This is a genomic window from Dyadobacter fanqingshengii, assembly GCF_023822005.2.
GTDB classification, from domain to species: domain Bacteria; phylum Bacteroidota; class Bacteroidia; order Cytophagales; family Spirosomataceae; genus Dyadobacter; species Dyadobacter fanqingshengii.
The window spans coordinates 5,938,344-5,963,828 of record NZ_CP098806.1 but is presented as its reverse complement, the minus strand read 5'-3'; the positions used below and the strand labels follow the sequence as shown (position 1 = coordinate 5,963,828).

General features: G+C 44.4%; 20 protein-coding genes. 16 read left to right on the top strand and 4 right to left on the bottom strand.

Features of this window, described 5'->3' with window-relative positions; all coding sequences use genetic code 11:
• The first annotated feature begins 2 nt into the window (after positions 1-2).
• Positions 3-2,570, top strand: a complete 2,568-nt coding sequence (locus NFI81_RS25020) for a DUF5686 and carboxypeptidase regulatory-like domain-containing protein (RefSeq protein WP_234615683.1) — start codon at positions 3-5, stop codon at positions 2,568-2,570.
• Between the two features lie 2 nt (positions 2,571-2,572).
• Here NFI81_RS25020 and NFI81_RS25015 read toward each other — a convergent pair whose 3' ends face one another.
• Positions 2,573-4,429 (bottom strand): M1 family metallopeptidase, encoded by a 1,857-nt coding sequence (locus NFI81_RS25015; protein WP_234615684.1) that lies wholly within the window; start codon positions 4,427-4,429, stop codon positions 2,573-2,575.
• 268 nt (positions 4,430-4,697) lie between these two features.
• Between NFI81_RS25015 and NFI81_RS25010 the strand changes: the two genes are divergently transcribed.
• The gene (locus NFI81_RS25010; protein WP_138477434.1) at positions 4,698-4,862 is read left to right on the top strand and encodes a DUF1328 family protein; all 165 of its coding nucleotides are present in this window, start codon (positions 4,698-4,700) and stop codon (positions 4,860-4,862) included.
• A 55-nt stretch (positions 4,863-4,917) separates the two neighbouring features.
• On the opposite strand, the gene guaA is transcribed toward NFI81_RS25010, so the two are convergent.
• On the bottom strand, positions 4,918-6,447 hold the full coding sequence (guaA, locus tag NFI81_RS25005) for a glutamine-hydrolyzing GMP synthase (protein WP_234615685.1): 1,530 nt from the start codon (positions 6,445-6,447) through the stop codon (positions 4,918-4,920).
• Positions 6,448-6,626: 179 nt separating this feature from the next.
• Between guaA and NFI81_RS25000 the strand changes: the two genes are divergently transcribed.
• Together NFI81_RS25000 and NFI81_RS24995 are read left to right on the top strand one after the other, a co-directional pair.
• Positions 6,627-6,818 carry a cold-shock protein gene (locus tag NFI81_RS25000; protein WP_026628253.1) on the top strand — a complete coding sequence of 64 codons (192 nt, stop codon included), beginning with the start codon at positions 6,627-6,629 and terminating at the stop codon, positions 6,816-6,818.
• A gap of 293 nt (positions 6,819-7,111) precedes the next feature.
• Complete coding sequence (locus NFI81_RS24995; RefSeq protein ID WP_234615686.1) at positions 7,112-9,568, top strand: TonB-dependent receptor; 2,457 nt, start codon at positions 7,112-7,114, stop codon at positions 9,566-9,568.
• Between the two features lie 128 nt (positions 9,569-9,696).
• Here NFI81_RS24995 and NFI81_RS24990 read toward each other — a convergent pair whose 3' ends face one another.
• Positions 9,697-10,887 carry a phosphoglycerate kinase gene (locus NFI81_RS24990; RefSeq protein WP_234615687.1) on the bottom strand — a complete coding sequence of 397 codons (1,191 nt, stop codon included), beginning with the start codon at positions 10,885-10,887 and terminating at the stop codon, positions 9,697-9,699.
• A 267-nt stretch (positions 10,888-11,154) separates the two neighbouring features.
• Here NFI81_RS24990 and NFI81_RS24985 point away from each other — a divergent pair, with 267 nt between their 5' ends.
• Positions 11,155-12,894, top strand: coding sequence for a VRR-NUC domain-containing protein (locus NFI81_RS24985; protein ID WP_234615688.1), 1,740 nt, complete (start codon positions 11,155-11,157; stop codon positions 12,892-12,894).
• Here the strand turns inward: NFI81_RS24985 and NFI81_RS24980 are convergent.
• A complete protein-coding gene (locus NFI81_RS24980; protein WP_234615689.1) occupies positions 12,862-13,659 on the bottom strand; it encodes an endonuclease/exonuclease/phosphatase family protein in 798 nt (265 codons plus the stop codon). The genes NFI81_RS24985 and NFI81_RS24980 overlap by 33 nt on opposite strands.
• 98 nt (positions 13,660-13,757) lie before the next feature.
• Here NFI81_RS24980 and NFI81_RS24975 point away from each other — a divergent pair, with 98 nt between their 5' ends.
• The 11 genes from NFI81_RS24975 to NFI81_RS24925 all read left to right on the top strand — a co-directional run bounded on the left by NFI81_RS24975 (position 13,758) and on the right by NFI81_RS24925 (position 25,480).
• Complete coding sequence (locus NFI81_RS24975; RefSeq protein WP_234616205.1) at positions 13,758-15,077, top strand: M16 family metallopeptidase; 1,320 nt, start codon at positions 13,758-13,760, stop codon at positions 15,075-15,077.
• 40 nt (positions 15,078-15,117) lie between these two features.
• Positions 15,118-16,494 carry a M16 family metallopeptidase gene (locus NFI81_RS24970; RefSeq protein ID WP_234616204.1) on the top strand — a complete coding sequence of 459 codons (1,377 nt, stop codon included), beginning with the start codon at positions 15,118-15,120 and terminating at the stop codon, positions 16,492-16,494.
• 76 nt (positions 16,495-16,570) lie between these two features.
• Complete coding sequence (locus NFI81_RS24965; RefSeq protein ID WP_234616203.1) at positions 16,571-17,425, top strand: sugar phosphate isomerase/epimerase family protein; 855 nt, start codon at positions 16,571-16,573, stop codon at positions 17,423-17,425.
• An 89-nt stretch (positions 17,426-17,514) separates the two neighbouring features.
• Positions 17,515-18,471, top strand: a complete 957-nt coding sequence (locus NFI81_RS24960) for an isopenicillin N synthase family dioxygenase (protein WP_234616202.1) — start codon at positions 17,515-17,517, stop codon at positions 18,469-18,471.
• Between the two features lie 58 nt (positions 18,472-18,529).
• On the top strand, positions 18,530-19,672 hold the full coding sequence (gene chrA / locus NFI81_RS24955) for a chromate efflux transporter (protein WP_234616212.1): 1,143 nt from the start codon (positions 18,530-18,532) through the stop codon (positions 19,670-19,672).
• Positions 19,673-19,771: 99 nt separating this feature from the next.
• Positions 19,772-22,783: a serine hydrolase domain-containing protein gene (locus tag NFI81_RS24950; protein WP_234616201.1), complete on the top strand. Its 3,012-nt coding sequence runs from the start codon at positions 19,772-19,774 to the stop codon at positions 22,781-22,783.
• A 36-nt stretch (positions 22,784-22,819) separates the two neighbouring features.
• Positions 22,820-23,146, top strand: coding sequence for a DciA family protein (locus NFI81_RS24945; protein WP_234616200.1), 327 nt, complete (start codon positions 22,820-22,822; stop codon positions 23,144-23,146).
• Between the two features lie 44 nt (positions 23,147-23,190).
• Entirely contained in the window at positions 23,191-23,475 is a 285-nt protein-coding gene (locus NFI81_RS24940; protein WP_234616199.1) for a DUF2683 family protein, read from the top strand.
• A complete protein-coding gene (locus NFI81_RS24935; RefSeq protein ID WP_234616198.1) occupies positions 23,451-23,729 on the top strand; it encodes a Txe/YoeB family addiction module toxin in 279 nt (92 codons plus the stop codon). Before NFI81_RS24940 ends, NFI81_RS24935 begins: the two co-directional genes overlap by 25 nt.
• Positions 23,730-23,743: 14 nt before the next feature.
• Entirely contained in the window at positions 23,744-24,670 is a 927-nt protein-coding gene (locus tag NFI81_RS24930; RefSeq protein ID WP_234616197.1) for a S66 peptidase family protein, read from the top strand.
• Between the two features lie 9 nt (positions 24,671-24,679).
• The gene (locus NFI81_RS24925) at positions 24,680-25,480 is read left to right on the top strand and encodes an SDR family oxidoreductase (protein WP_234616196.1); all 801 of its coding nucleotides are present in this window, start codon (positions 24,680-24,682) and stop codon (positions 25,478-25,480) included.
• Positions 25,481-25,485 lie beyond the last annotated feature (5 nt).

Sequence of the window (25,485 nt, the reverse complement as noted above, 5' to 3'; positions counted from 1 at the left end):
CTATGCGCGTCGCGTTGCTACTCTTCATTGTTTTTGGTTTACAGTCGCAGTTAATCGCAGGCGGGATAAAGGGCCGTATTACAACGGCCAAGGGTGAAGCGCTTGCTTACGCAGGCGTTGCAGTTAAGGGAACGAGTAACGGGACAATGGCCAATGAAGAAGGAGAATACGAATTCACCTTAGCGCCAGGATCTTACGAAATTATCTTCCAGTTTTTGGGTTTCAAAAGCATTTCCAAAAATGTAACGGTCGGCAACGACTTTACTGAAATGAATGTCGTGCTTGAAGAGCAGGCGCTCAATCTCCGCGAAGCGACCATTGGAAAAGGAAAGGAAGATCCTGCATATAGCATTATGCGACGGGCGATTGCCAAAGCGCGTTTTCACCAACTCCAAGTTCGTGGTTATACAGCCAAGGTTTATTCAAGAAGCACTGCATTACCCACGAAAATTCCATATCTCGTTGAAAAAAGATTGAAGAAAGAAGGCGTTCAGGAAGGGAAAGCCATTCTGAATGAGAGTGTTGCTGAAATAAAATACCGCAGGCCCGCGAGTTATACGCAAAAGATCGTTTCTACGCGTAACAGTCTAGATAACAGTATTCCTTCTCCCAATGAATACATTCTGGCGAGCCTATACAGTCCGGAAATTGCCGGCACCATTTCGCCGCTTTCACCCAAAGCATTTGCTTATTACCGGTTTGAATATGAAGGTTATTTTGAGGATCAGGGTCAATTGGTCAACAAAATAAAAGTGATTCCGCGCGCCTATGGCGAAGGTGTTTTTAAAGGAAGCCTTTTTATTCTGGAAGATCGCTGGGCGATTCATAGTTACGATCTGCAAACAACCACAAGCGGTCTGAACATTTCAGCAAAGCAAATTTTTAGTCCGGTTCAAAATGTGTGGATCCCCGTTAATCAGCAGTTTCGCATTAATGGAAGTTATCTTGGCTTTGCCGGGGAATTCAAATATCTGGTTTCATTGACATATCAAAAACTGGACATTGACCCTGGATTGAAAGAGGACATTGTCATTGCGGATCATAAAAAAGATCATGTTGCAAAGGAAACAAGCCGGAAGGAAAACCTGGAAAAGCTGATCCAGGATCAAAAGCAATTCTCCACCAAAAATTTCCGAAAACTCACCAAAGAATACGAAAAAGAGCAGAAAAAGGAACGTAAAATGGATGGAGGCAGCGACCGATTGGTGCGGCAGGATTCCATTATTATTGATACAATGGCCAACAAGAGGGACACTACTTACTGGCAAGCGCTCCGCCCTATCCCGCTCACAAAGTCAGAAGTGACCAGTTATGTGCTGCAAGACAGCATTAAAGTCGTGAAAGATTCAATTCGCGAAAAACGGAAACCTGATTCGCTGGCATTTAAGCCGTTGCATTTGTTGACGGGAAATACATATTCACTGGGAGACAGAAAAACATTCTATTTCAAAAGTCCGCTCCTATCCATTAGTTACAACACCGTGGAAGGAAATGCAATCAACATTCTTACCCAGTGGGAAAAAAAATGGGGCAAATCGTATCGGTTTAACATTAGTCCGCTTGTGCGCTATTCGTTTGGACGCAAAAGGGTTTACGGAAACCTTACCACCAACATTGGCAATGATAAATGGAACCTGATGCTATCGGGCGGAGAAATGGCGAGTCAGATCAACAATAACAACCCTATCCCACCGCTTCCCAACAGCATTGGCGCCAGATTTTTTGATCGCAATTTCATGAAGCTGTATCAAAAGCAGTTTGGTCGGGCTGAATTCGCGCTAAGTAACATTGCTGATATCCTTAGTTTCAATGCAGGTTTGGAATTCGAGCATAGGAAAGAGCTTTTCAATCAGGAAAGCGCGCGTCCTATCTTTTTTTGGAACCAATATTATTACACGCCAAACCGACCTGAAAACAGGGAATTGCAAAACACAGGCTTCCCAATCCACAACGCAACGATTTTAGATCTTACCGCCACGGTCAGACCATGGAGGCGATATCTGATCAGAAATGGCGAAAAGCGCTATTTGAGAAGCAAAGGACCATCATTTAGTGTGAATTACAAGACCGGGCTCGCGTTTGCAGGAGATGTGGATTACTCGATGTTGCAGGGGAGCATGCGTCAGAATCTAAGCCTCGGACCGCGGAGCAATCTTGAATATTATGTAAACGGAGGCGGATTTCTGAGCACGAAACAAATGTATTTTCCTGATTACAGGCATTTTATGGGCAATGAGTTCTTTTTCCAATATGCATATCCCCCGGACCAGTTTCGGATGCTGCAATACTATCGTTACAGCACCTCATCGTGGTTTTTTCAAGCACACGCCATCTGGACGTCACAACGATTTGCGCTTACCCGTATAGAAGCATTGCGGATTACCGGCATTTCAGAAACGCTGCAATTGCATTATCTGAGAGTACCAACAATCCGCAATTATACGGAGGCAGTTTATGGGATCGACGACATTCTGCGCGTTATCCGCCTGGAAGCTGTCGCCCAATTCCACGGCAGCCACTTTAAAGGAATGGGCTGGCGCGTGGGGACTTCTATAAAATTTGGAAGGTAGGTTTAACGCACCTTCTCCGCCTTAAACCGCGGCAATTCCCTGGATATCGACGGATAGGTGTTGTTATCAGGATTAATGTCGGCCATTCTCTGGCTTGGATCTATTACGATTCTTTCAATGTCAGCCAGATTCCTATCTATGGAGAAGGAATATTCAGGATAAGTCCAGGCCCAGTCGTTCAGATACGTAGTTTTAGAATATAGTGCTTCGGATTTTTCTCCACGCATGAGTTCCAGTGGAACGTTGAAGTTCTCCTGGCTCCCGTCTTTATAGCTTACCACCACGTCAAGCGGCATCGGTATTTGGCCTATTTTTTCCAAAACAACCGTGGTTTTAGTGGCATTCGCCACAACTTCTTTAATGCCGTAATCTATGGTTTTGGTTGTTCCTACAAAATCTTCCCAATACCAATCCAACTCCAGCCCAGATTCCTTTTCCATGATCCGTTTCAGATCATTAGGATTCGGGTGTTTGAATTTCCACTCATCGAAATAGCGTTTCATGCCGCTTTCCAGCTTTTGCTTTCCGATAATGTAGCCAAGCTGGTTCAGGAAAACTGCGCCTTTGGAATAACTGGCAATGCTGTAAGCGCGGTTGGTATTATAATGATCGGCATGCGTTGTTAATGGCTCTTCCAGGCCAGATTTAACAAGATTTCGGTAACTGGTTGTGCTTCCGCGCTGCGCATCGAGCCTGGACGGAAACAATTCGGCCATCACAATATTTTGTGCGTAGGTTGTGAAACCTTCGTCCATCCACGCATATTTGGATTCATTTGTCCCTAAAATCTGCTGAAACCAGCTGTGAATCGATTCGTGGACAGTTACGCTAACCAATCCGCCGAGATTCAGACGGCCCGTAATCAATGTTGCCATTGCATACTCCATTCCGCCATCACCGCCCTGGATAACCGAATATTGCTTGTAAGGATAACGCCCGAATTTCTCGTTCATGATTTTGAAACAACGCACGGCAAGTGGCTCCATTTCTTTCCAGACATTCGCCAATGTGTCGGTCTGATAAAAAAAGTGCATATCCAGATTATCGTCTACTTTCACCACGTCGTGCTTGTAATCGCGATCGGCCGCCCACATGAAATCATGCACTTCTGGTGCGATGAAATGCCAGGTTAATTTTTCGCCGGGCTTATGTTTCACTTCCGTTTGAGAATAACCATGACCGATTTTATCGGGATTTTGCAGATAGCCGGTTGCAGCTACGACATAGGAAGCATCGATAGTCAGTTTTACATCAAAATCACCCCATACGCCGTAAAATTCCCTTCCTATATATGGGTTAGCATGCCATCCTTCATAATCGTATTCGCTCATTTTGGGATACCATTGCGCCATGGAATAATCAATTCCCTCAGAATTATCGCGACCTGTGCGACGGATCTGAACAGGAACCTGCGCTTCAAATTCCATTTCGAATGTGTGCTGCGTTTTGGGAAAGATCTTTTCGGTTAGGGTCACTTCGAGGATCGTTCCGACCACTTCATATTTTACCGCTTTACCATTATGCTTTAAGGAAAGCACTTTTTCATAGCCAATTTCGGAAGGGCTCAGTTTGGAAATGCGGTCTTTCACGCGCGGGTCCGGATCGCTGATCGTTCTGGAACGAACGTCCATCTGGCTGCCGGGCTGGAATGCATTGAGATATAAATGATAAAAGACTTTGTGGAGCGTGTCCGGGGAATTGTTGCTGTAAACCAGCTTTTGTTTTCCTTTGTACTGATGCTTCGTAGCGTCAAAATCAACCTCCATCTGATACTTCACGCGCTGCTGCCAACGATCACTTTGTGCTGAAACCTGCAAACTGAAAGCAGTCAGTAACAACACTACAAATTTCAACTTCATTCGTACTATTTTAGGTTTGTTAGGTTGCAAAATAAGTGTATTTGTTTGGTTATATCAGGATTGAAAACGCCCTTGATGTCATAATATTCGGATAGAACATAGAAAAAAGTGTAATAATGGGCATCATTCTCCACACAGAATCTTGGCTAATTCTGTGATTTTGTATCAAATTTCATTACAAAATGAGGTTTTAGCTCAGGAGCACCATTGGCACATAATTGGTAAAACATGATTTATATTTCATTAAGAACTTAACCATTTGTCAATCATGCTTAAATGGACTGTAATTTTTCTAATAGTGGCTATTATAGCCGGAGTGCTTGGTTTCGGTGGAATCGCTGCCGGAGCGGCTGGAATTGCTAAAATTCTATTCTTCGTATTCCTCGTACTATTTGTGTTAAGCTTAATCAGCCGTGGTGTCGGGCGATCCTGACATTGAATGAACGATATTAAAAAAGCGGACAATGTCCGCTTTTTCTGTTTTTAAGCTATTCCCATTCAATAGTTGCCGGCGGCTTCGACGAAATGTCGTAAACAACGCGGTTCACTCCTTTTACCCTATTAATAATATCATTGGAAACTTCCGCAAGGAACTCGTAAGGCAAATGTGCCCAATCCGCAGTCATTCCGTCCACAGAAGTTACTGCGCGAAGTGCAACCACGCTTTCATAAGTTCGCTCATCCCCCATCACACCCACACTTTGTACAGGCAAAAGCATTGCGCCAGCTTGCCACACATCTTTATATAAATTCCATTTCCGAAGTCCGCCGATAAAAATCGAGTCAACTTCTTGTAAGATCGCCACTTTTTCAGGTGTAATTTCACCTAAAATACGAATTGCAAGTCCGGGACCAGGGAAAGGATGGCGTCCTAATATTTTTTCGTCAATGCCTAATGTTCTTCCAACCGCTCTTACTTCGTCTTTGAACAATGTATTCAGCGGCTCCACGATTTTAAGCTTCATGAAGTCAGGCAAGCCGCCCACATTATGGTGCGATTTGATCGTTGCAGAAGGCCCATTAATAGAAACTGACTCAATCACGTCCGGATAAATTGTCCCCTGACCCAGCCATTTCACTTCTTCAATCAAATGTGCTTCCTGATCGAAAATGTCAATGAAGGATTTCCCAATTGCTTTCCGTTTTGCTTCGGGTTCCGACAAACCATCCAATGATTGGTAAAAATGTGATTTTGAATCAACACCCTTAATATTCAAACCCATATCCTGGTAAGAATGAAGCACTTCTTCGAACTCATCTTTACGCAAGAGACCATTATCTACGAAGATGCAATACAAGTTTGGGCCAATCGCCTGATGCACCAGCGTTGCAGCAACTGTGGAGTCAACACCGCCGGATAGCGCCATGACAACTTTATCATTGCCCAGCTTTTTGCGCAGATTAGCAATTGTTTGCTCAACAAAAGATTCCGCCGTCCAATCCTGCTTGCAGCCACAAATTTTGGCTACAAAGTTATACATCAGCTTTTTACCTTCGGTTGTATGCGTAACCTCGGGGTGAAACTGAATGCCATAAGTAAGTTCATCTTCAATTTTGAAAGCAGCCACTTTTACCGATTCCGTGGAAGCGATTACGTGGAAATTGTTCGGAGCGCGCACAATTGTATCGCCGTGTGACATCCAAACCTGTGAAGATTCCGATAAACCGGCAAGCAAAGAAGAATCCGTATCGTCGATAACCAGACGCGCGCGGCCATATTCACGATGTTGTGAAGGTTTAACATCGCCGCCCAGTTCCTGCGCCATTAGCTGTGCACCGTAGCAAACGCCTAAAACCGGCACTACTTTACGAAATTGATCCAAATCTATTCTCGGTGCATCATCGTCCCGTACGGAACACGGGCTTCCGGAGAGAATTACACCTTTGATATTGGGAGTGAGATCGGGGAAATTATTGTAAGGATGGATTTCACAATAAACATTAAGCTCACGAACGCGACGTGCTATTAACTGCGTGTATTGCGAACCAAAATCTAAAATCAGAATTTGTTCAGTCATATAAATGCTATCTAAAACGCAAATGTAGGGAGATTGACCCAAATCAAAAAACCGGATTCAATCATTGTATAAGCTGTTGAAAGCCTTGTTGTTTCCTGAATTTTAATTTTTTCAATGTAAATTTGTACAAACGCCGCCTTCTGTTTACCTTTACGTAAATTTTTCAATATATAATTAATATGAATCAAGGAACAGTAAAATTCTTTAATGACTCAAAAGGTTACGGGTTTATTAAAGACACAGAAACAGGACAGGACTATTTTGTACACATCTCCGGTCTTGTTGATGAAGTTCGCGAAAATGACGACGTTACTTTTGATCTTCAGGAAGGACGTAAAGGGCTTAACGCGATCAATGTTAAGCTTGCCTGATAGGGACTTAATATAAAATGCAAAAAGCCGCTTCTCACGAAGCGGCTTTTTTTGTGGCCAAATGTCATTCACCACGGCATTTTACCATTTAAACTTTTTTTTAGGCCGTGTGCAACTTTCTTTGTTCCCTTTGTATCTATCAAACGAAAGTCAGGCACACATTATCCGCTTATATAACATTAAAACCATTTATGTAATCTAAGGTTCTATGTTATACAAAGTACTTACTTTTACAATGTACTGGGAAGGAAGTTAACGCACCGAAGCCGGACATTGAACATAATCTATTAGCCATGAAATTTTTATTAAACCTAACTGTAGCTTTGCTACTGGCTGGAACTTTTGTGCAGGCACAAACCGCTTCCAGCCCAACCGGCAAAGGAAAAGTATCCGGAGCAATTCTGGACGAAAAGGCCCAACCCTTTCCGTTTGTTAATGTACTACTGTTAAAGGCAAGCGATTCAACTTTGGTAAAAGGCCTCGCTGCCGACGAAAGCGGAAAATTTTTATTTGACCAGGTTACCAGCGGAAGATTCCTGACGCTGGTTTCCATGGTTGGTTACCAAAAAAGTTACAGCGCAACTTTCAATGTTAATGATGACGCTGTCAATCTTCCCACCATCACTTTAAAAACCGACACGCAAGCCTTGAACGAGGTGACGGTTGTTGCAAAAAAACCTTTTATCGAACAACAGATCGACCGCACGGTCGTCAATGTGGAAAACAGCATTGTTTCCGCCGGCGCAACTGCACTGGAAGTGTTGGAACGCGCTCCCGGTGTAACGGTTGATCAGCAAAATGAGCAGCTTAAATTACGCGGAAAAGAAGGCGTAATTGTTCAGATTGATGGAAAGCAGACTTTTTTATCCCAACAAGAACTCATCACGCTCCTTCGCAACACACCGAGTGATAACATCGAAAAAATTGAGCTGATCACCAATCCTTCTGCCAAATATGATGCGGCCGGAAACTCCGGGATCATCAATATTAAGATGAAGCGCAATAAGAATTATGGCACAAACGGGAACATTAACCTGGGTGCCGCTTACGCACGCTACGGAAGATCCAATGCCACGGCAACGATCAATCACCGCGCCGGAAAACTCAGCACATTTATAAGTGGAGGCACTTTTTTCAACAAGGGCTTTAACAATAACGACATTTACAGAAAAATCCCTTTTGAAGATAAAGTGACCATTTTTGATCAAAAAACAGAGCGGATCAACAAGTCTCAATATTACAATGTCCGCGCCGGTGTCGATTATTTTGCCACAGAAAAAACAACGGTTGGCGTGTTGGTTTCAGGGTTTTACAACAATTGGAGCAATCCTTTCGGACAAACAAATACAAGAATCCTGAATGAAGATCTCAGCCTGCAACGCACATTCAGAACGGACGTTTTCAACGGCGGAAAAATGAACAATGTGAGTGCAAATGCCAATTTGAAGCATCAATTTAATGATAAGGGCAAGGAACTGACATTTGATGTGGATTATGTCAATTATAGCGGCAGCAAAAAAAGCAATCTGGATACGCGTTATTTCAATCCACAAGGTCAGGAGGAAAACAGCAGCCGGGAAACGGTCAGAAACAATATGCCTTCCGACATTAACATTGCGGTGGCCAAGCTGGATTACGCACAACCTTTGGGAAAAGGAAAGTTTGAAACAGGCTTGAAAACGAGCTTTGTGGCATCTGATAATGATATGGTTTTTGAAACAAAAGTCGACGAATGGGTGCTCGACCCAACCCGTTCGAACCGCTTCAAATACACCGAAAATGTGAATGCGGCTTATGTGAACTACAATGGAAGCATCACCAAAAAACTAAAATACCAGCTCGGGCTTCGCGGTGAACATACACATTCAGTTGGTAACTCTGTGACACTAAATGAGAAACGTGACAGAAACTATGTAAATCTGTTTCCTAGCGTCTTCCTTTCGCAACAACTGGATACGAACAATGTGCTGAATCTTTCTTACAGCCGCCGCATCGACCGTCCAAATTATCAATCACTTAACCCGTTTGAGTTTTACCTGGATCCTTATACATTCCAAAAAGGAAATCCGAATCTTAAACCACAGTATACCAATTCGTTCCAACTCGTACACGTTTACAAAAACTTCCTGAATACGACGCTTGCTTACAGCCGGATCAAGGATATGATCGCTGACGAGCTTCCGCAACAGATTGCTTCTGAGAACAAAACATTCGTAACCTCCGACAATCTGGACAATCAGGACAATGTGAGTTTGACTGTTTCATTCCCGGTTCCGATTGCCAAATGGTGGAACTTGCAGGCGAACTTCACCGGAGTTTACAATGCATACAACTCCATTTACCTCGATCAGCAGCTCGAAATCAAGCAGGCATCGTGGAATATGTACGCCAGCAACAATTTTACTTTGGGTAAAGGATGGTCTGCTGAGCTCTCGGGGTGGTATAATAGTCGGGCGTTCTACGGATTGTATGCAGCGAAGCCCATGGGAATGTTGAATGCAGGTTTGCAAAAGAACATTTTGAATAAAAAAGGAACGATCCGTCTGAATGTAAACGACATTTTCTGGACCAACCGGTTCAACGGAACTGCGATTTACAAAGACATTGATTTCAAAGTGAAGTCCGAGTGGCCAAGCCGCCAGTTCAGACTAACATTTACTTACAATTTTGGTAATCAAAATGTAAAAGGCGCCCGCCAGCGCAACACGGGATCTGACGATCTTCAAAAACGTGCAAACAGCGGCGGTTAAATAGGAATTCCGGCTTCGGCCCGTGTTCATAAATTAGTTAGGTTTGTTATGCAGAAAAACCATCCCGCGCTATGCGAGATGGTTTTCTTATTTTAAACAAAACTATTTTTTATAAAATCACTGAAAGATTAAGCTTCCAATGCAGCAACGCCCGGAAGCACTTTGCCTTCCATATATTCAAGCAATGCACCTCCACCGGTTGATACATAACTTACGCGGTCACCATAACCTGCATTGTTGATCGCAGAAGCCGAGTCACCACCGCCGATCAGTGAGAATGCATCATTTTCTTCCGTCACAGCCACCACAGACTCAGCGATTGCGTTGGTTCCCTGAGCGAAATTTGGGAATTCAAAAACGCCCATAGGACCGTTCCAAAGAACTGTTTTTGAATTTTTAACAATTTCAGAGAAGATCTTAATGGTTTCAGGACCAATATCCAATCCCTGCCAATTGTCAGGAATCTCACCCGCTTTCACGATTTTGCGTTCTGCATCATTGCTGAATTTGTCCGCAATCACAGTATCCACAGGCAAGATCAGATTAACTCCTTTTTCTTTTGCTTTTTTAACTAATTCAAGCGTAAGATCCTGCTTATCAGCTTCTAGTAAAGACTGACCAATGCTTCCACCCTGTGCTTTTGAAAATGTATAGGACATTCCCCCGCCGATGATCAGGTTATCCACCGTGTCGATCAGACGCTCGATGATCAGTATTTTATCTGAGATTTTGGCACCGCCCATGATCGCCGTGAATGGTCTTTCGGAATGTTCCAAAAGTCTTTCCGCGTTATCAAGTTCCGCCTGCATTACATAACCACAAACTTTATCCTTGAAGAATTTACCAATTACAGCCGTAGAAGCGTGCGCGCGGTGCGCAGTTCCAAAAGCGTCCATCACCCACACATCACCCAGTTTCGAAAGCTTTTCTGCAAAAGCCTCATCACCTTTTTCTTCTTCTTTATAAAAACGAAGATTTTCCAATAACAAAACTTCACCCGCGTTCAAAGATGCCGCAAGTTCAGTTGCGCTTTTTCCGACAGAGTCGTCGGCAAACTTTACAGTACGGCCAAGGATTAGCGACAAAGGATTAACAAGGTGTTTCAGGGAATATTTTTCAGTTGGTCCATCCTTTGGGCGTCCCAGGTGTGACATCAAAATGACAGAACCTCCATCATTAAGAATCTTGTTGATTGTAGGGATTGTTGCTTTGATCCGGGTGTCGTCCGTGATCTCAAATTTGTCATTAAGCGGAACATTAAAGTCCACGCGGACTAAGGCTTTTTTGCCTGAAAAATCGTACGAATCTAATGTTGTCATGGGCAGATAAAATTGTTTTCCATAGTCAGCAAATGTAATCCAATTTCTTTATTATATACTATGATATCAAGAAATTGCGGCATTTGTAATAGGTATAATGCAATTTATACTATCAATTTTTCTACAAATATCTTGTTTAACGAAATTTTAATCCTTTTCACAGAACTTTCACAAAATGGCAAAAAGTGGGCCGGAATTGTTCTTCCAAAGGCATTATTTTGGTAACTTTAAGTTTAAGTTAAATCACTACAATCCGTTTTTATCGAAGTGCTTCCGAATCCTTTTGTGCAGAATATCGAGTTTCCGACGGATCTTCCACCTAAATATTATCACGAGTATTTCAGTTATGTCCTGGAATTTGTCAGGAAGCGCTATGCTCATGTTTTAAACGAAAACGAGCTGCGTTTTCTCAATGATTATGATTCGCTTTCCGAAGATGCGCAATGTCTTTTTATCCGTTTCAGCAATCGCAGCAAATCATTTTTCAGAGTTAACAACCTCTCCTATTCCGAAATAAAAGACATTCCGGCTGTCCTGAACGAGCTCTTCGAAAAACAATTTATCGAGTCGATTTGCGATTCACACGAAGTTCGCTTTTCGGAGATTATGGAGCTTTTTACCAAGCCGGAACATTTGCTCTTTACAAAGATACTGGGGCCGGACATCATGCCTTCGAAAAGCATTAAAAAGCCTGATCTGGTTCGCTGGCTCATGCATGAATATGATTTTAAAACGCTTTGTGAGATCATTACAGCGCACGAACCGGTCGTGAAAGTTTCTTACGAAGCAGAAGTGATGGTGATGAAATTCCTGTTTTTCGGGAACCGCAATGCCGATATGACCGAGTTTGTGATCCGCGATCTGGGTCACGTGCGTTTCAATTCTTTTGACGAACAGCATTTAGCCATACAATTCGAGACGCGAAAAGATGTAGACGACACATTAATGGTGTCGTTGATGAAAGAAACTTTTGACGATCTGAAAACGGGTTTGCCGCCGGAAGATATTTTCGACTGGTTCATGAACTGGCATGTGGGCAGCGGAACTGGATTGAGCCCGAAAGCCATTCCTTCATTTAACACATTCATCCTCAGAGTGAGCGCGTGGCTGGAACGAAAGAAAATGCTGTCACAGGCATTGAGCATTTATCAGCTCACTAATGATGCACCTGCTCGCGAACGGCGTGTGCGTTTGCTTTACAACCTGGGTGAAATTGATGAAGCCCTGGCGCTTTGCGAGGAAATAGCCGAAAATCCGCAAAATGCTGACGAACGCTATTTCAGCATGGATTTTTATGAAAGGATCAAAAACAAAAAGAGCCGGATCATTAAGCGCACGACGCAAGCGCTGAAAGCTGCGGAAGCCATTGAAGTGCCGATTATGTATCGCTACCAGGTGGAATTGGGCGCTATACATTATTACAGAGAACGCGGTTATCAGGCATTTTTCAGCGAGAATGAGCCTTGGCGCACATTATTCGGGCTGCTTTTTTGGGACGCGATTTATGACACCAACGTGCAGACCATTCACAACCCGCTGCAACGCGTTCCCACCGATTTTTTCCTTCCCGATTTTTATTACAAAAGAGCCGATCAGCTAAAAGAGAGGCTGAAAGCAGCACATTCCAGGGAGATTATCGAGGAGCTGGTTACGCAAACTTACATGGAAAAATACGGCATTACCAATGTCCTCGTGCCCTGGTATGAAGGCGCTTTGGAAAAAGTCCTCGTATTAATTTCGCTGCTAAGCCCCGAACAAATCCACTTGGTGATGATGGAAATTGCATTAAACCTGCGGGAAAACACGCGCGGCTTCCCCGACTTACTGGTTTGGAATGAGACTGAATATGCATTTATTGAAATAAAATCACCAACGGATCACCTGTCTTCCAGGCAGTTACATTGGCAGCATTTCTTTAAAGAGCACAATGTTCAAAGCCGCATTGTCCGCGTGAAATGGTTGAAAAACGAAGTGTCAATCGATCTCGAAACTGGCGACAACGGGTAAATGATCGGAGGCATATTTTTCGTTAATAACCTTTGTATCAGCGCCTTTCAAGTTGCTTCCTTGCTTATACATGATGAAATCAATCGTTTTGTTCGGCGTTTCGACGGGGATTGTGGGTTTGCAGTCAGAGCAGGTTCTGGTGAAATATTTATCAAAATAAGCGATCACCGGACTTTCGGGAACGGCGTTGAAATCACCTGCTAAGATCATAGGCAATGCTGTTTTTCCTAATTTTTCCATAATCGTTTCAGCTTGTAAGAGGCGGTTAGGCTCCTTTAATCCCAAATGCGTGCTGGCGAAAACGATTTTTTGCTTATTAGGCAATGTTACTGTGACTGCTGCAACCGTCCGGTTTTCTTCCGGTTTGTCGGCGTGAATGGGCAATGCATATCTTACGGAATCTTCAATTTTATATTTGCTCAAAACAGCCACGCCATAATCGCCGCCCTGATGGTCTATGGCTTTGGAAAAATAAAACTTCATTCCGGTTAATGCTGCGAGTTGCTGCGCCTGGTTTTTCCCTTTGCCCGAACGTTCCGTATTAACGTCCACTTCCTGCAACGCCACCAAATCGGGTTTTTCGGCATTAATGACTCTCGCAATGGCTTCCACATCAATTTTATCCCCGGCAGAAGGCGGGTTGCAATGGTGAATGTTGTAAGTCATCACCTTGAACTTGTATTTTTTGGCGGGATTGTCTGAGCCTGCATTGGCAAAAACAGCAGCAAAAAGCAGGATAAGCAGACTAAAAAGGCTATTTTTCATAAAGAATTTAAGGTTTCAGGATATGGAAGACCCAAAAGTAGTGGATAGATTTAAATCCAATCGCTATCATTACACATCAATTAACAAAGCATAACCAAATGATAAAGAAAATACTGCTAACCGCCGCGCTCATGGCCGGTGTCGGGATGTCTTTTGCACAAACAAAACCAGAAGATGTGAAGACTTTCACATTGGAGAACGGCATGAAATTCCTCGTGCTGGAAGACAAATCCATTCCCAATGCGAACATGTATTTGTTCTGGAAAGTGGGCTCGCGCAATGAGGTGCACGGCATTACGGGCCTTTCCCATTTCTTCGAGCATATGATGTTCAACGGTTCCAAAAATTTCGGCCCGAAAGAATTTGACCGTTTTATGGAAGCCAACGGTGGTTCTAACAATGCTTATACATCGGAGAATGTGACCGTTTACACCGACTGGTTTCAAAAAGATGCGTTGGAACCCATCTTCAAACTGGAATCCGACCGCATCGCCAGCTTGTCCATTGACCCGAAAATGGTGGAAAGCGAACGCGGCGTGGTGCTTTCGGAACGCAGCACGGGTTTGGAAAACAGCAATTACAGGCTTATCGGCGAGCTGGTGCAATCCACCGCTTTTCAGGAACATCCGTATATGTTTCCGGTGATCGGGTTCGAATCAGACATTAAAAGCTGGACGCAGGAGGATTTGGAAAACTATTTCAAAACTTACTATTCACCCAATAATGCGACGGTGGTTGTGGTTGGCGATGTGACTTTGGAACAGGTAAAAAAAATGGCTGATCAATACATGGCGCCCATTCCGGCTAGAGGGTTACCACCTAAAATAAGGACTGTTGAACCGACTCAAAATGGCGAAAGACGCGTTACGGCTTATAAGGACATTGCAACACCGAACATTCTGATGGCCTACCACGTGCCAGAAACGAAACATGAAGATTTTTATGCGCTGGATTTATTAAGCAGCTTGCTAACCTCCGGCAATTCGTCCCGCCTTACCAAGTCGCTGGTGATGGATTCCACATTAGCAACCAATGTTTCCAGTTTCACGGATCAAAGTTTTGATCCTAGCCTTTTCATCATTTATGCCATTGCAGGAAACAATGTTACTGCGCCGGATCTGGAAAAAGGCATTGATAATCAAATTGATATGGTGATTAAAAACGGAGTGAAAGATGAAGAACTTCAAAAAGTGAAAAATCAGAAGCTGATGGAATTTTATCACACATTGGAAACCATTAATGGTAAAGCCAACAGTCTCGGCAGTTATGACGTGTTTTTTGGGGATTATAAAAAGATGTTCGAAGCACCGGATTTGTATAAAAAAGTGACCGTGGAAGACATTAAGCGCGTTGCCGCCAAATATTTCACCGACCGCAACCGAACCGTGGGCTATCTCCTTCCCGAGAAAGCTAAATAACACCCTCTTTACACCGACATTCATTCATAACATTTAAAAGATGAAAAAGATATTATTTGTGTTTCTGGCGCTGCTTACGCTTACGGCCTCTGCACAAAACAATTTTAAAGTCCCGCCTTTCGAAAAATTCAAGCTTAAAAACGGCTTGACCATTTTCCTGATGGAACAGCACGAAGTCCCGCTCATCAATGTTTCAGCCGTTTTCGAAGCTGGCTCTATCAATGATGGCGAACGTTACGGACTCGCAGGCATAACCGCAGACGCACTGCTTTTTGGCACTGAAAAATACACCAAACCACAAATCGAAGAAATGACCGACTTTGTGGGCGCAAGCATTAACACTTATGCAGGTAAAGACGCGGCCGGTTTGACATCCTCTTTTGCGACCAAAGACCAGGAAAAGCTTTTCGATATCATTCAGCAAGTGATCATGCACCCGGTTTTTGATAAAACAGAATTTGACAAGCATAAGCAACGTCTCACGCAGGAACTTGTCAGAGAAAAGGAAAGCCCACGGGCGGTGATCAACGCTTACATGAACGCATTCATGTTCAAAGATTTTCCTTACGCGACACCCGGCGGCGGAACTCCGGTGACCATTGAAAAACTGTCGGCAGCAGATGCAAAGGCTTTTTACGAAGGCAATTACACTTCCGGACGCGGAGCCATCGCCATTGTAGGTGATTTTAAAGCAGCTGATATGAAGAAAAAAGTGACCGCAATGTTCGGCAACTGGAAAACAGCGCCTTACCGGATGGTGAAGCGCGTTGCACCCAATCTGGAATTTGAAAAAAGCCGCGTACTGCTTGTTGACAAGCCTGATGCAAGAGAAACCACATTCTCTATTAGCGGAAAGGGAATTGACTATAATTCAGCGGATTATGTACCCGTTCTGGTTGTTAATACTATTCTTGGCGGTCGATTCACTTCATGGCTGAATGACGCATTGCGGGTTAATTCAGGACTTACTTATGGCGCGAGAAGTGGTTTTACGCGTTACAAATTTGCAGGAACATTTGCGATCAGCACATTTACCAAAAACTCAACGACCGTTCCGGCTGTTGATATGGCGCTGCAAGTTTTGGATAGTTTACACAAAACGGGGATCAATGACGAGATCCTGAAATCGGCCAAAGCATACGTAAAAGGCAGCTTTCCACCCGCATACGAGTCCGCAGGCGCACTTGCAAGGTTGCTCACCGATATGCATATTTACAATTTCGACGAAAATTACATCAATACATTCCAGGCAAAAGTGGACGGTCTGACGACCGAGCAAACGAAACAAATCATCGCCACATATTTCCCAAAAGACAAACTGCAATTTGTCATGATCGGTAAAGCCAGTGAAATCCGTGAATCGGTAAAGAAATATGGTGAAGTGACCGAAAAGCAGATCAAGGCGGACGGGTTTTAGTATAACCGAAGCTGTGCTGGCTTTTATGCAAGTTGGTGCCCTGGCACCAAACAAGAACAAACAAAACCATTACTATATGAACAAACTGTTAAAAACCTGTCTTTTTGCAGCCGCAGCCTTGATGAGCCAGACCGATCTTTTAGCCCAAGGCAATGTTTACACAAATCCAATCGGCCTGCAGGCCTACACATTCCGCGGAAGCTGGGACAAGGGGATCGAGGCGACATTGGACACGATCAAGTCATTGGGTGTGACCGAAATGGAAGGTGGTCCGATCAAAGGCATGACGACGGAAGAGTTGCGCAAGCAGCTGGATAAACGAGGCATTAAGATGGTCTCCATTGGTGCGGATTACAACAAGCTGGCCGAGAGCAGCGAACAAACGATCAAAGACGCAAAAGTTTTGGGCGCCAAATATGTAATGGTCGCCTGGATTCCTCACAAAGGCAAATTCGATCTCGAAACGGCTAAAAAAGCAGTGGCTGACTTCAACAAGGCAGGCAAAGAGCTCAAAGAAGCGGGCATTGAGCTGACTTACCACAACCACGGTTACGAGTTTGAGCCTTACGAAGACGGGACATTGTTTGATTACATTGTTAAAAACACCAATCCCGAATATGTAAATTTTGAAATGGACGTGCTTTGGACGGCGTTTCCTGGCCAGGATCCCGCAAAACTGCTGCTGAAATATCCAACGCGCTGGAAACTAATGCACTTGAAAGACCTCAAAAAAGGTGTGGTCGGTAACCTGTCCGGCGGCACGCCAACTACGAATGACGTGGCATTAGGAACCGGTTCCATCGACATTCCAGCCACATTGAAAGCGGCAAAAAAAGTTGGAATTAAACATTACTTTATTGAGGATGAGAGCCCGTCTTATTTGAAACAGATTCCTCAAACGATTGCTTATATCAAAGGGATTAAGGAATAGGGTTACAACATTAATCTTTCTGGAAAAGTATCTAAACTATCTGCGGACTTGTCTGCGGATAGTTTTTACTTTGCATAAAAAAGGATTTTATGGAACCAGCATTATTAAATCAAGTCCCTTCGCTGGATTTGGCCGATTTCACCTCCGGAAACGCTGAGCAGAAAAAGCAGTTTGTAGCTGACCTGGGTGATGCCTTTACCAACATTGGATTTGTAGCAATAAAAAATCACGGCCTCAGCGAAACATTAAGGAACGAGCTTTACGACATCGTAAAGCAATTTTTCACATTGCCGGATGAGGTGAAGAAGAAGTATGAATTTGCCGAATTGTTTGGGCAAAGAGGTTATATCGGCAAAGGGAAAGAAACCGCAAAAGGCTTCAAAGTGGCCGATTTGAAGGAATTCTATCACATCGGGCAACCCGATCCGATCGGCAGCATGCCTTCGAACATCTTCCCGGAAGAGCTTCCCGATTTTGAAAAATATACATTAGAAGTTTACCAAACATTCGAAAATGCAGGCAAAATGCTCCTGCGAGCAATTGCGATCTATCTGAATTTACCGGAGGATTATTTTGAAGATAAGGTCAAAAATGGCGACAGCTTGCTCCGTGCATTACATTATTTCCCAATTCCAAATCCTGAACTTGTGCCCGAAGGAGCGGTTCGCGCGGCCGCACACGGCGACATTAACCTCATTACATTGCTAATGGGCGCCAGTGCAGAAGGACTGGAAGTGCTTCGCCGCGACGGAGAATGGATTGCTATCACCGCACTGCCCGATCAGATCGTAGTCAATGTTGGTGATATGCTGGATCGGCTTACGAACCACAAATTAAAGTCGACCATTCACCGGGTTGTAAACCCGCCTCGCGAGAAGATGGGCACTTCGCGTTATTCCATCCCGTTTTTTATGCATCCGCGGGCTGATATGGATCTCACGAGTCTGGAAAATTGTGTATCTCAGGAGTTTCCTAAATTATATACCAATATGACAGCGGGTGAATTTCTGGATGAACGATTGAGAGAACTGGGTTTAAAAAAATAACCTGCAAAAACGCTTGGCCCAGCCCCCTATCCGCCGCTTTCGTTACATCATTTACCTGATGGACATCCTCTTGCTGTCAGTAACCGCATTTGGGGGGCCTCAGGTGCATTTAATGATGATGATTGAAAGGCTGGTGCGGAAAAGACGATACATTTCGGAAGAAGAATTGCTGGAATTACAAGCATTGTGCTCTGTTTTGCCTGGCCCCAGCTCAACGCAAACAGTTACGGCCATCGGACTGAAAATCGGAGGGCAACCGCTTGCTTACCTGACACTTATCGTATGGTCGCTGCCCGCAATGATCCTGATGACGATGGCCGCGATCGGCATCCATTATCTGGAACGGCATTCGATCTCTTTGCAATTCACGAAATTTGTAGGGCCAATGGCCGTGGCGTTTTTAATGTACGGAGCATCGTCCATCGCCCGGAAAGTCATCCATAACACCCAGGGCTGGTCTTTTCTGATCATTTCCACGATCCTCGCTTACATGTATCCTTCGCCTTACATGACGCCGGTGCTCATTATTACGGGTGGCATGGCCGCAGCATTAAATTTCAAAAAACACGAGGTCATGGAAAAAGGTCCGATCCGGATTTTGTGGCGGCCCATTATTTTCTGGATTTCGGTGCTGATCGCTGCGGCAATTGTCGGAAAGGTGACCAATTCACTTCCTGTCAGGCTTTTTGAAAACTTCTACCGGAACGGCAGTCTGGTTTTCGGAGGCGGCCAGGTGCTGATCCCAATCCTTTACAACGAGTTTGTAGAATTTAAACATTACCTCACCGACCAGGAATTTCTGGCGGGAATGGCCTTAACGCAAGTCGTGCCCGGCCCGGTTTTCTCCATTGCCACATTCGTAGGAAGTATATCCCTGCAATCGGCCGGCATAACCGGACAGATCATCGGTGGCTTTGTCGCCACGGCAGGCATTTTTCTCCCGGGAACATTCTTCATCTTTTTCGCCTATCCCTTTTGGGCCCAGCTCAAAAAATACAGAGGGATCCGCGCTTCGCTCGAAGGCATCCACGCCGCCAGCTGCGGCCTCACCATCGCCGCCGCCATCTCCCTTTTCCAACCCATGATGAATCACTGGCAACCACTGTTCACAGTCATTTGCACGATCCTGGTTCTCACTTTTTCAAAAGTTCCGTCCTATGTGATCATTATCGGAGGGCTTGTTTTGGGGCTGGTTTTTTGAATAAACGCTCGTCAAACATTTAGTTAGACAATAGTTTCCATTGGATTAATCAATTGGTTTTCCAAACTTTGGAAACTGATTCCTATTATGTCCCAATTCATGAAAAAATTCACATTTCTACTGCTTTTCCTTTTCTTGTTAAGACTTTCAAGCACTGATTCCCAATCCCAAATCGCCGCGCCACCGGCTTTTTTGCAGCAGAATGCGGCTAGCGAGTCTCGGCAATGGGTTGATTCGGTTTTTGCTACGTTGACGCCGGATGAGCGGATTGCGCAGTTGATTATGGTTGCGGCGGTTTCGGATGTGAAAAGGGCGGTTATTGACCCCAAAACGAGCAATCCGGCTGTGGTTGAGAAGTTGATCCGGGAAAATAAGGTGGGCGGGATTGTGTTTTTTCAGGGCGGGCCGGTTCCGCAGGCGCAGCTGACTAATTTTTACCAATCCATTTCCAAAGTGCCGCTGCTGATTGCGATGGATGCGGAATTTGGACTGGCCATGCGGATCGATAGCACGGTTCGCTATCCATATCAAATGACATTAGGCGCGATCCAGGGCAGCAATGATCTGATTTATGAAATGGGTGCGCAACTTGCGAAACAAGCCAGACGTTTGGGGATGCATATTAATTTCGCGCCTGTTGCGGACGTGAATAACAATCCCGATAACCCGGTTATCAGCTTTCGCTCATTTGGAGAAAATAAATACAAAGTTGCGGATAAAGCCGTGGCCTATATGAAAGGAATGCAGGATAATGGCCTGTTAACCAGCGCCAAACACTTTCCCGGACATGGTGACACAGGCGTAGACTCGCATTATGACCTTCCTTTAATTTCTCACAATACAGACAGGCTGGATTCTTTGGAATTGTATCCTTTCAAAGCATTGATTGCGAATGGAATTAGCGGCATGATGATTGCGCATTTGAGCATTCCGGCGCTGGATAAAACGCCTAATTTACCTTCAACACTTTCCAAACCTATCGTTTCGGACCTTTTAAGAAAACAGCTTGGATTTGATGGGCTGATCTATTCCGATGCAATGAATATGAAAGGGGTTACCAAATATTTCCCGAATGGACGGGCCGATGCGATGGGCCTCGAAGCCGGGATGGATTTGCTGGAATTTACCGAAGACGTTTCCAAGTCGATTGCCGAAATCAAGAAAAGCATTGCCGAAGGAAAAATAACGCAGGCGGAAATTGATGCGCGTTGCAAAAAAGTGCTGCATGCCAAGGCATGGGCGGGCTTGAATCATTACAAACCGATCGATCTCAATAATTTATACAAAGACCTTAACCCGAAATCGGCAGAACTGACAAACCGTCTTTTGACAGAAAAAGCATTAACAATTCTCAAAAACGACAAGGACTTATTGCCATTGCGCGATCTGGACACGCTGAAAATTGCCTCTGTTTCGTTGGGTGCGGACACCATTACTACTTTCCAGAAAACACTGGGCCTTTACACAACCGTTGAGCATTTCTACATCCCCGCCAAAGCAACCGAAACGCAGGTGACTGAGTTGCGCGAAAAGTTGAAAGCATTCAATTTGTTATTGGTAGGCGTGCATTTGGGCAGCATTTCGCCCCGGACGAATTATGGCTTAACAGAACAAATGAATGCCGTTTTGCAGGAATTGATCGCTTCCAATAAGGCTGTGGTTTCTATTTTCGGCAATCCCTATTCTTTGAATAAAATACAAAAGCCGGAAAATGCGCGCGCTTTGTTAATGGCTTATCAATTAACCCCTTACACACAGGATCTTTCGGCGCAGTTGATTTTTGGCGCCATTCCTGCACAGGGAAAACTGCCGGTTACCGTGAATGCACAATTTCCATACAATTCCGGCATTGAAACACCTGCCATAGGAAGATTGAAATACACCATTCCAGAAGAACTCGGACTTGATTCTGAGATCCTTACTTATAGAATTGACTCCATCGCAAATAATGCGCTTACCCAAAAAGCGACACCGGGCTGCGTTGTGCAACTTGCAAAGGATGGGAAAGTGTTTTTCCGAAAGGCTTATGGAAAACACACCTATGAAGGAAATACGAATGTAAAACTGACAGATCTTTACGATTTGGCCTCCGTGACCAAAATTACGGCTTCCACATTGGCCTTAATGAGTCTGTGGGATCAGAAAAAATTTGATCTGGACGCTACAATGAAGGATTACTTGCCTGATTTTGGGAAGTCGAACAAGGCGGACCTGCCATGGCGGCGCGTTTTGACGCATAGCGCGCGGTTAAAAGCGTTTATTGTCCTTTGGAAAGAAGCTCAGGATGCGGACGGATCGTGGAAGAAGAAGACTTTTAGCACGAAACAGTCGAAAAGATATCCTACATCCGTTGTTGGCGACAGCCTTTTTATCTTCAAGAATTATGATAAAAAGATTTTCGAAGCCATCCGCGACTCTCCTTTGAATGAAAAAGAGGGTTATGTGTACAGCGACCTTTCCTTTATCCTTTACCCACAGATCGTAAAATCATTATCAGGCGAGAACTTTGAAGATTATCTTAAAAACCATTATTACCATAAACTGGGTGCTAACACATTAACATTCAACCCAAAACGTTTTTACAAGCTGGAAGACATTGTTCCTACCGAGCGTGATACGTTTTTCAGGATGACGCAATTACACGGTCAGGTTCATGACGAAGCGGCTGCCATGTTAGGCGGATTGAGCGGGCATGCGGGCTTGTTTGGGGATGCCAATGATGTAATGAAAGTGTGGCAAATGTATTTGCAGCAGGGTTATTATGGGGGTCAGCAGTTGTTGAGCAAAGACGCGCTGATTGAATTTACACGTTACCAATATCCGGAATTGGGCAGTCGCCGTGGAATTGGTTTCGACAAGCCCACATTCAAATATTCAGGAAATGCGCCTAAATACGCGAGTCCGTCGAGTTTTGGGCACACAGGTTACACGGGAATTATGACCTGGGCGGATCCGGCGTGGAAGTTGAATTATGTTTTCTTATCCAACCGCGTTTACCCGACGAGGGAAAATAATAAGATCTCGCAGCTGAACATTCGCACGGCGATCATGGACGTTGTTTATGAGGAATTGTTGAAAAAAGTAAACCCGGAAGCGACGGCAGGACTCTGAGAACTTCCTACATTTGCAAGATTCACAAGTTCAATTATGGCGCAACATTATCGGTTTGACAAAGAAAAAGCTTCCCGGCGGCCTGGCGTCACGCCGCTGAAAGATGCCATTGATCAAATGCTGGAAAAATACCGGCTGCGCAACCGCTTTGATCAATCGTATGTTGTCGCACACTGGGAAAAAATCATGGGTTCCGCAATCGCCACCCGCACAAAAACAGTTTACATCAAGGAAAAGACCCTTTTTCTTCAAATAGAATCCGCCCCCCTACGCAACGAACTCTTCCGTGCCAAAGCCAAGATCATCGAACTGATCAACCGGGAAATGGGTTCAGAGCTGCTGGAAGAGGTGGTTTTTATTTAAGGGTAAAGTCCGTTATCTTTAATTTTGGTAAAAAAAATAAACACATGACAACACTATTGATTAAAACAGAAGATGAAGCAATTTTAACAGCTGTTAAAAACCTGTTGAAAGACTTCCAGGTGGCATTTGAAGAAAGGGAAGAAAGTCCTTATGACCCTGAATTTGTAAAAAAAATAAAGCAAGGGCGGCAGGATATTCTTGAAGGCAAAAAGTTTTATAACGCTGATTTTGTGGCCATGGTCGAAGAGGGCGAAAAGCAAATTAAGGACGGTCGGACTACGGAACTAAAAGAAGGTGAAAATCTATGGGACCTGGTAACTTCAAAATAAAGTTTACCGATCTCGCTCTTCATCACTTAGAATTCTGGCATAAATCTGGTCAGAAAGCGCACATTAAGAGAATTGAAAGATTAATTCAGTCGATCAGGGAAACGCCTACCTCGGGGATAGGAAAACCTGAACTGCTGCGTTATAATCTTGCGGGCAAATATTCGAGGCGAATAGATAAGGAACATAGAATCATTTACAAAATAGAAGACCAAACGGTTTTTATTATCTCCATGAAGGGTCACTACGAACCCTAGCATATTATCTTTTAATGAATAAAATCAACCTCCCTCCCTTCCTCAAACCAGGTGATAAGATTGGCATTGTGGCTCCGGCTAGTGTTTTGAATTATGAGGATATTTTGCCGGGGATTGAAATTTTTAAGAATGAATGGGGGCTTGAAGTGGTTGAGGGGGGAACCTTGAAAACGGCTTCGAACCAGTTTTCGGCACCTGATAATGTGCGCCTTGCCGATCTGCAAACGATGCTGGATGATCCTTCTATTAAGGCTGTGATCGCAGCCCGAGGCGGTTATGGCTGTTCCCGGATCGTGGATCAGCTTAATTTTGATCAATTTCTGAAGAATCCGAAATGGGTCGTGGGTTTCAGCGACCTTACGGTGATCCTCTCGCGAATATTTGGCTTGGGTTATGCCAGTCTGCACGCGCCTATGGCCAAGTCGATCACGACTGATGGAGCAGAATTGGCAAAAGAATCCCTCCGACAAATGTTGTTTGGTGAAATGCCACATTATGCTATCTCAAAACATGACCTGAACAGGCCTGGAACCGCGAACGGCCAGGTTGTAGGTGGTAACCTTTGCCTATTGGCGCATTTGATCGGAACTGAAACGGATGTAGATACGGATGCGAAAATACTCTTCATTGAAGATATTAATGAATATCTCTACAACCTGGACCGCATGATGATCCAGATGAAACGGGCTGGGAAGTTCGACAAACTGGCTGGCTTAATTGTGGGACAATTCACGGATATGAAGGATAATAACAGCCCGACATTTGGTAAAACTTACTACGAGATCATTCACGAACACATTGCAGCTTTCGATTACCCGGTTTGTTTTAATTTTCCAGTGGGCCATGTCGGCGATAACCGTGCAATGGGCGTTGGTATGGAAGCTGTCTTGAATGTTACAAACGAAGAGGTTTCCTTTCACTTTGCCAACGCCACAATCTGACCATCCATTATGGACACATTTAATAACAAGGTTGTCTGGATAACCGGCGCGTCGTCCGGGATTGGTGAGGCGATTGCACTTGCGTTTGCAAAAGATGGCGCCAAACTCGTGCTCACTGCCCGCCGGGAAGATGAGTTACAAAGAGTGAAACAACTGTCCGGCTTACCGGATGCCTCGGTGCTGGTGCTTCCGCTTGACGTTACCCAATTCGACAAAGCGCAAGGTGCTGCTGAGCAAGTGATTGCACATTTCGGGCGCATCGACATAATGGTGCACAACGCGGGGGTTAGCCAAAGGTCCTATGTTAATGATACAACGCTGGATGTGTATCAGAAGCTGATGAATGTGAATTTTTTCAGCACAGTGGCGCTTACCAAAGCCGTTTTGCCTTACATGGTGAAGCAAAAAAGCGGACATTTCATTGTCATCAGCAGCGTTGCCGGGAAGATCGGGACGATTATGAGATCCGGTTATAATGCTGCCAAACATGCATTGCATGGATTTTACGATTCGTTACGGGCCGAAGGTTACAATGATAATATCAAAGTGACGACGATTTGTCCGGGTTATATCCGCACCAATATCTCGCTGAATGCAATGGATGCTTCCGGAAGTAAATTTGGCAAAATGGATTCCAATCAGGCAAAAGGAATTCCGGCCGAAGAATGTGCACGGCGAATTTTGGAAGCGGTAAAAAAGGACAAGAAGGAAATTTACATTGGCGGACTAAAAGAAGTTGCCGCCATTTATGTAAAGCGTTTTTTACCAAACCTGCTTTTTGATCAGGTTCGCAAGAACATTCCGGAATAAGCTGA

Excerpts from the sequence above, each read along its gene's own strand:
- NFI81_RS25020 (WP_234615683.1), top strand. The coding sequence starts at position 3 with ATGCGCGTCGCGTTGCTACTCTTCATTGTTTTTGGTTTACAGTCGCAG.
- NFI81_RS25015 (WP_234615684.1), bottom strand. The coding sequence starts at position 4,429 with ATGAAGTTGAAATTTGTAGTGTTGTTACTGACTGCTTTCAGTTTGCAG.
- NFI81_RS25010 (WP_138477434.1), top strand. The coding sequence starts at position 4,698 with ATGCTTAAATGGACTGTAATTTTTCTAATAGTGGCTATTATAGCCGGA.
- guaA (WP_234615685.1), bottom strand. The coding sequence starts at position 6,447 with ATGACTGAACAAATTCTGATTTTAGATTTTGGTTCGCAATACACGCAG.
- NFI81_RS25000 (WP_026628253.1), top strand. The coding sequence starts at position 6,627 with ATGAATCAAGGAACAGTAAAATTCTTTAATGACTCAAAAGGTTACGGG.
- NFI81_RS24995 (WP_234615686.1), top strand. The coding sequence starts at position 7,112 with ATGAAATTTTTATTAAACCTAACTGTAGCTTTGCTACTGGCTGGAACT.
- NFI81_RS24990 (WP_234615687.1), bottom strand. The coding sequence starts at position 10,887 with ATGACAACATTAGATTCGTACGATTTTTCAGGCAAAAAAGCCTTAGTC.
- NFI81_RS24980 (WP_234615689.1), bottom strand. The coding sequence starts at position 13,659 with ATGAAAAATAGCCTTTTTAGTCTGCTTATCCTGCTTTTTGCTGCTGTT.
- NFI81_RS24975 (WP_234616205.1), top strand. The coding sequence starts at position 13,758 with ATGATAAAGAAAATACTGCTAACCGCCGCGCTCATGGCCGGTGTCGGG.
- NFI81_RS24970 (WP_234616204.1), top strand. The coding sequence starts at position 15,118 with ATGAAAAAGATATTATTTGTGTTTCTGGCGCTGCTTACGCTTACGGCC.
- NFI81_RS24965 (WP_234616203.1), top strand. The coding sequence starts at position 16,571 with ATGAACAAACTGTTAAAAACCTGTCTTTTTGCAGCCGCAGCCTTGATG.
- NFI81_RS24960 (WP_234616202.1), top strand. The coding sequence starts at position 17,515 with ATGGAACCAGCATTATTAAATCAAGTCCCTTCGCTGGATTTGGCCGAT.
- chrA (WP_234616212.1), top strand. The coding sequence starts at position 18,530 with ATGGACATCCTCTTGCTGTCAGTAACCGCATTTGGGGGGCCTCAGGTG.
- NFI81_RS24950 (WP_234616201.1), top strand. The coding sequence starts at position 19,772 with ATGAAAAAATTCACATTTCTACTGCTTTTCCTTTTCTTGTTAAGACTT.
- NFI81_RS24945 (WP_234616200.1), top strand. The coding sequence starts at position 22,820 with ATGGCGCAACATTATCGGTTTGACAAAGAAAAAGCTTCCCGGCGGCCT.
- NFI81_RS24940 (WP_234616199.1), top strand. The coding sequence starts at position 23,191 with ATGACAACACTATTGATTAAAACAGAAGATGAAGCAATTTTAACAGCT.
- NFI81_RS24935 (WP_234616198.1), top strand. The coding sequence starts at position 23,451 with ATGGGACCTGGTAACTTCAAAATAAAGTTTACCGATCTCGCTCTTCAT.
- NFI81_RS24930 (WP_234616197.1), top strand. The coding sequence starts at position 23,744 with ATGAATAAAATCAACCTCCCTCCCTTCCTCAAACCAGGTGATAAGATT.
- NFI81_RS24925 (WP_234616196.1), top strand. The coding sequence starts at position 24,680 with ATGGACACATTTAATAACAAGGTTGTCTGGATAACCGGCGCGTCGTCC.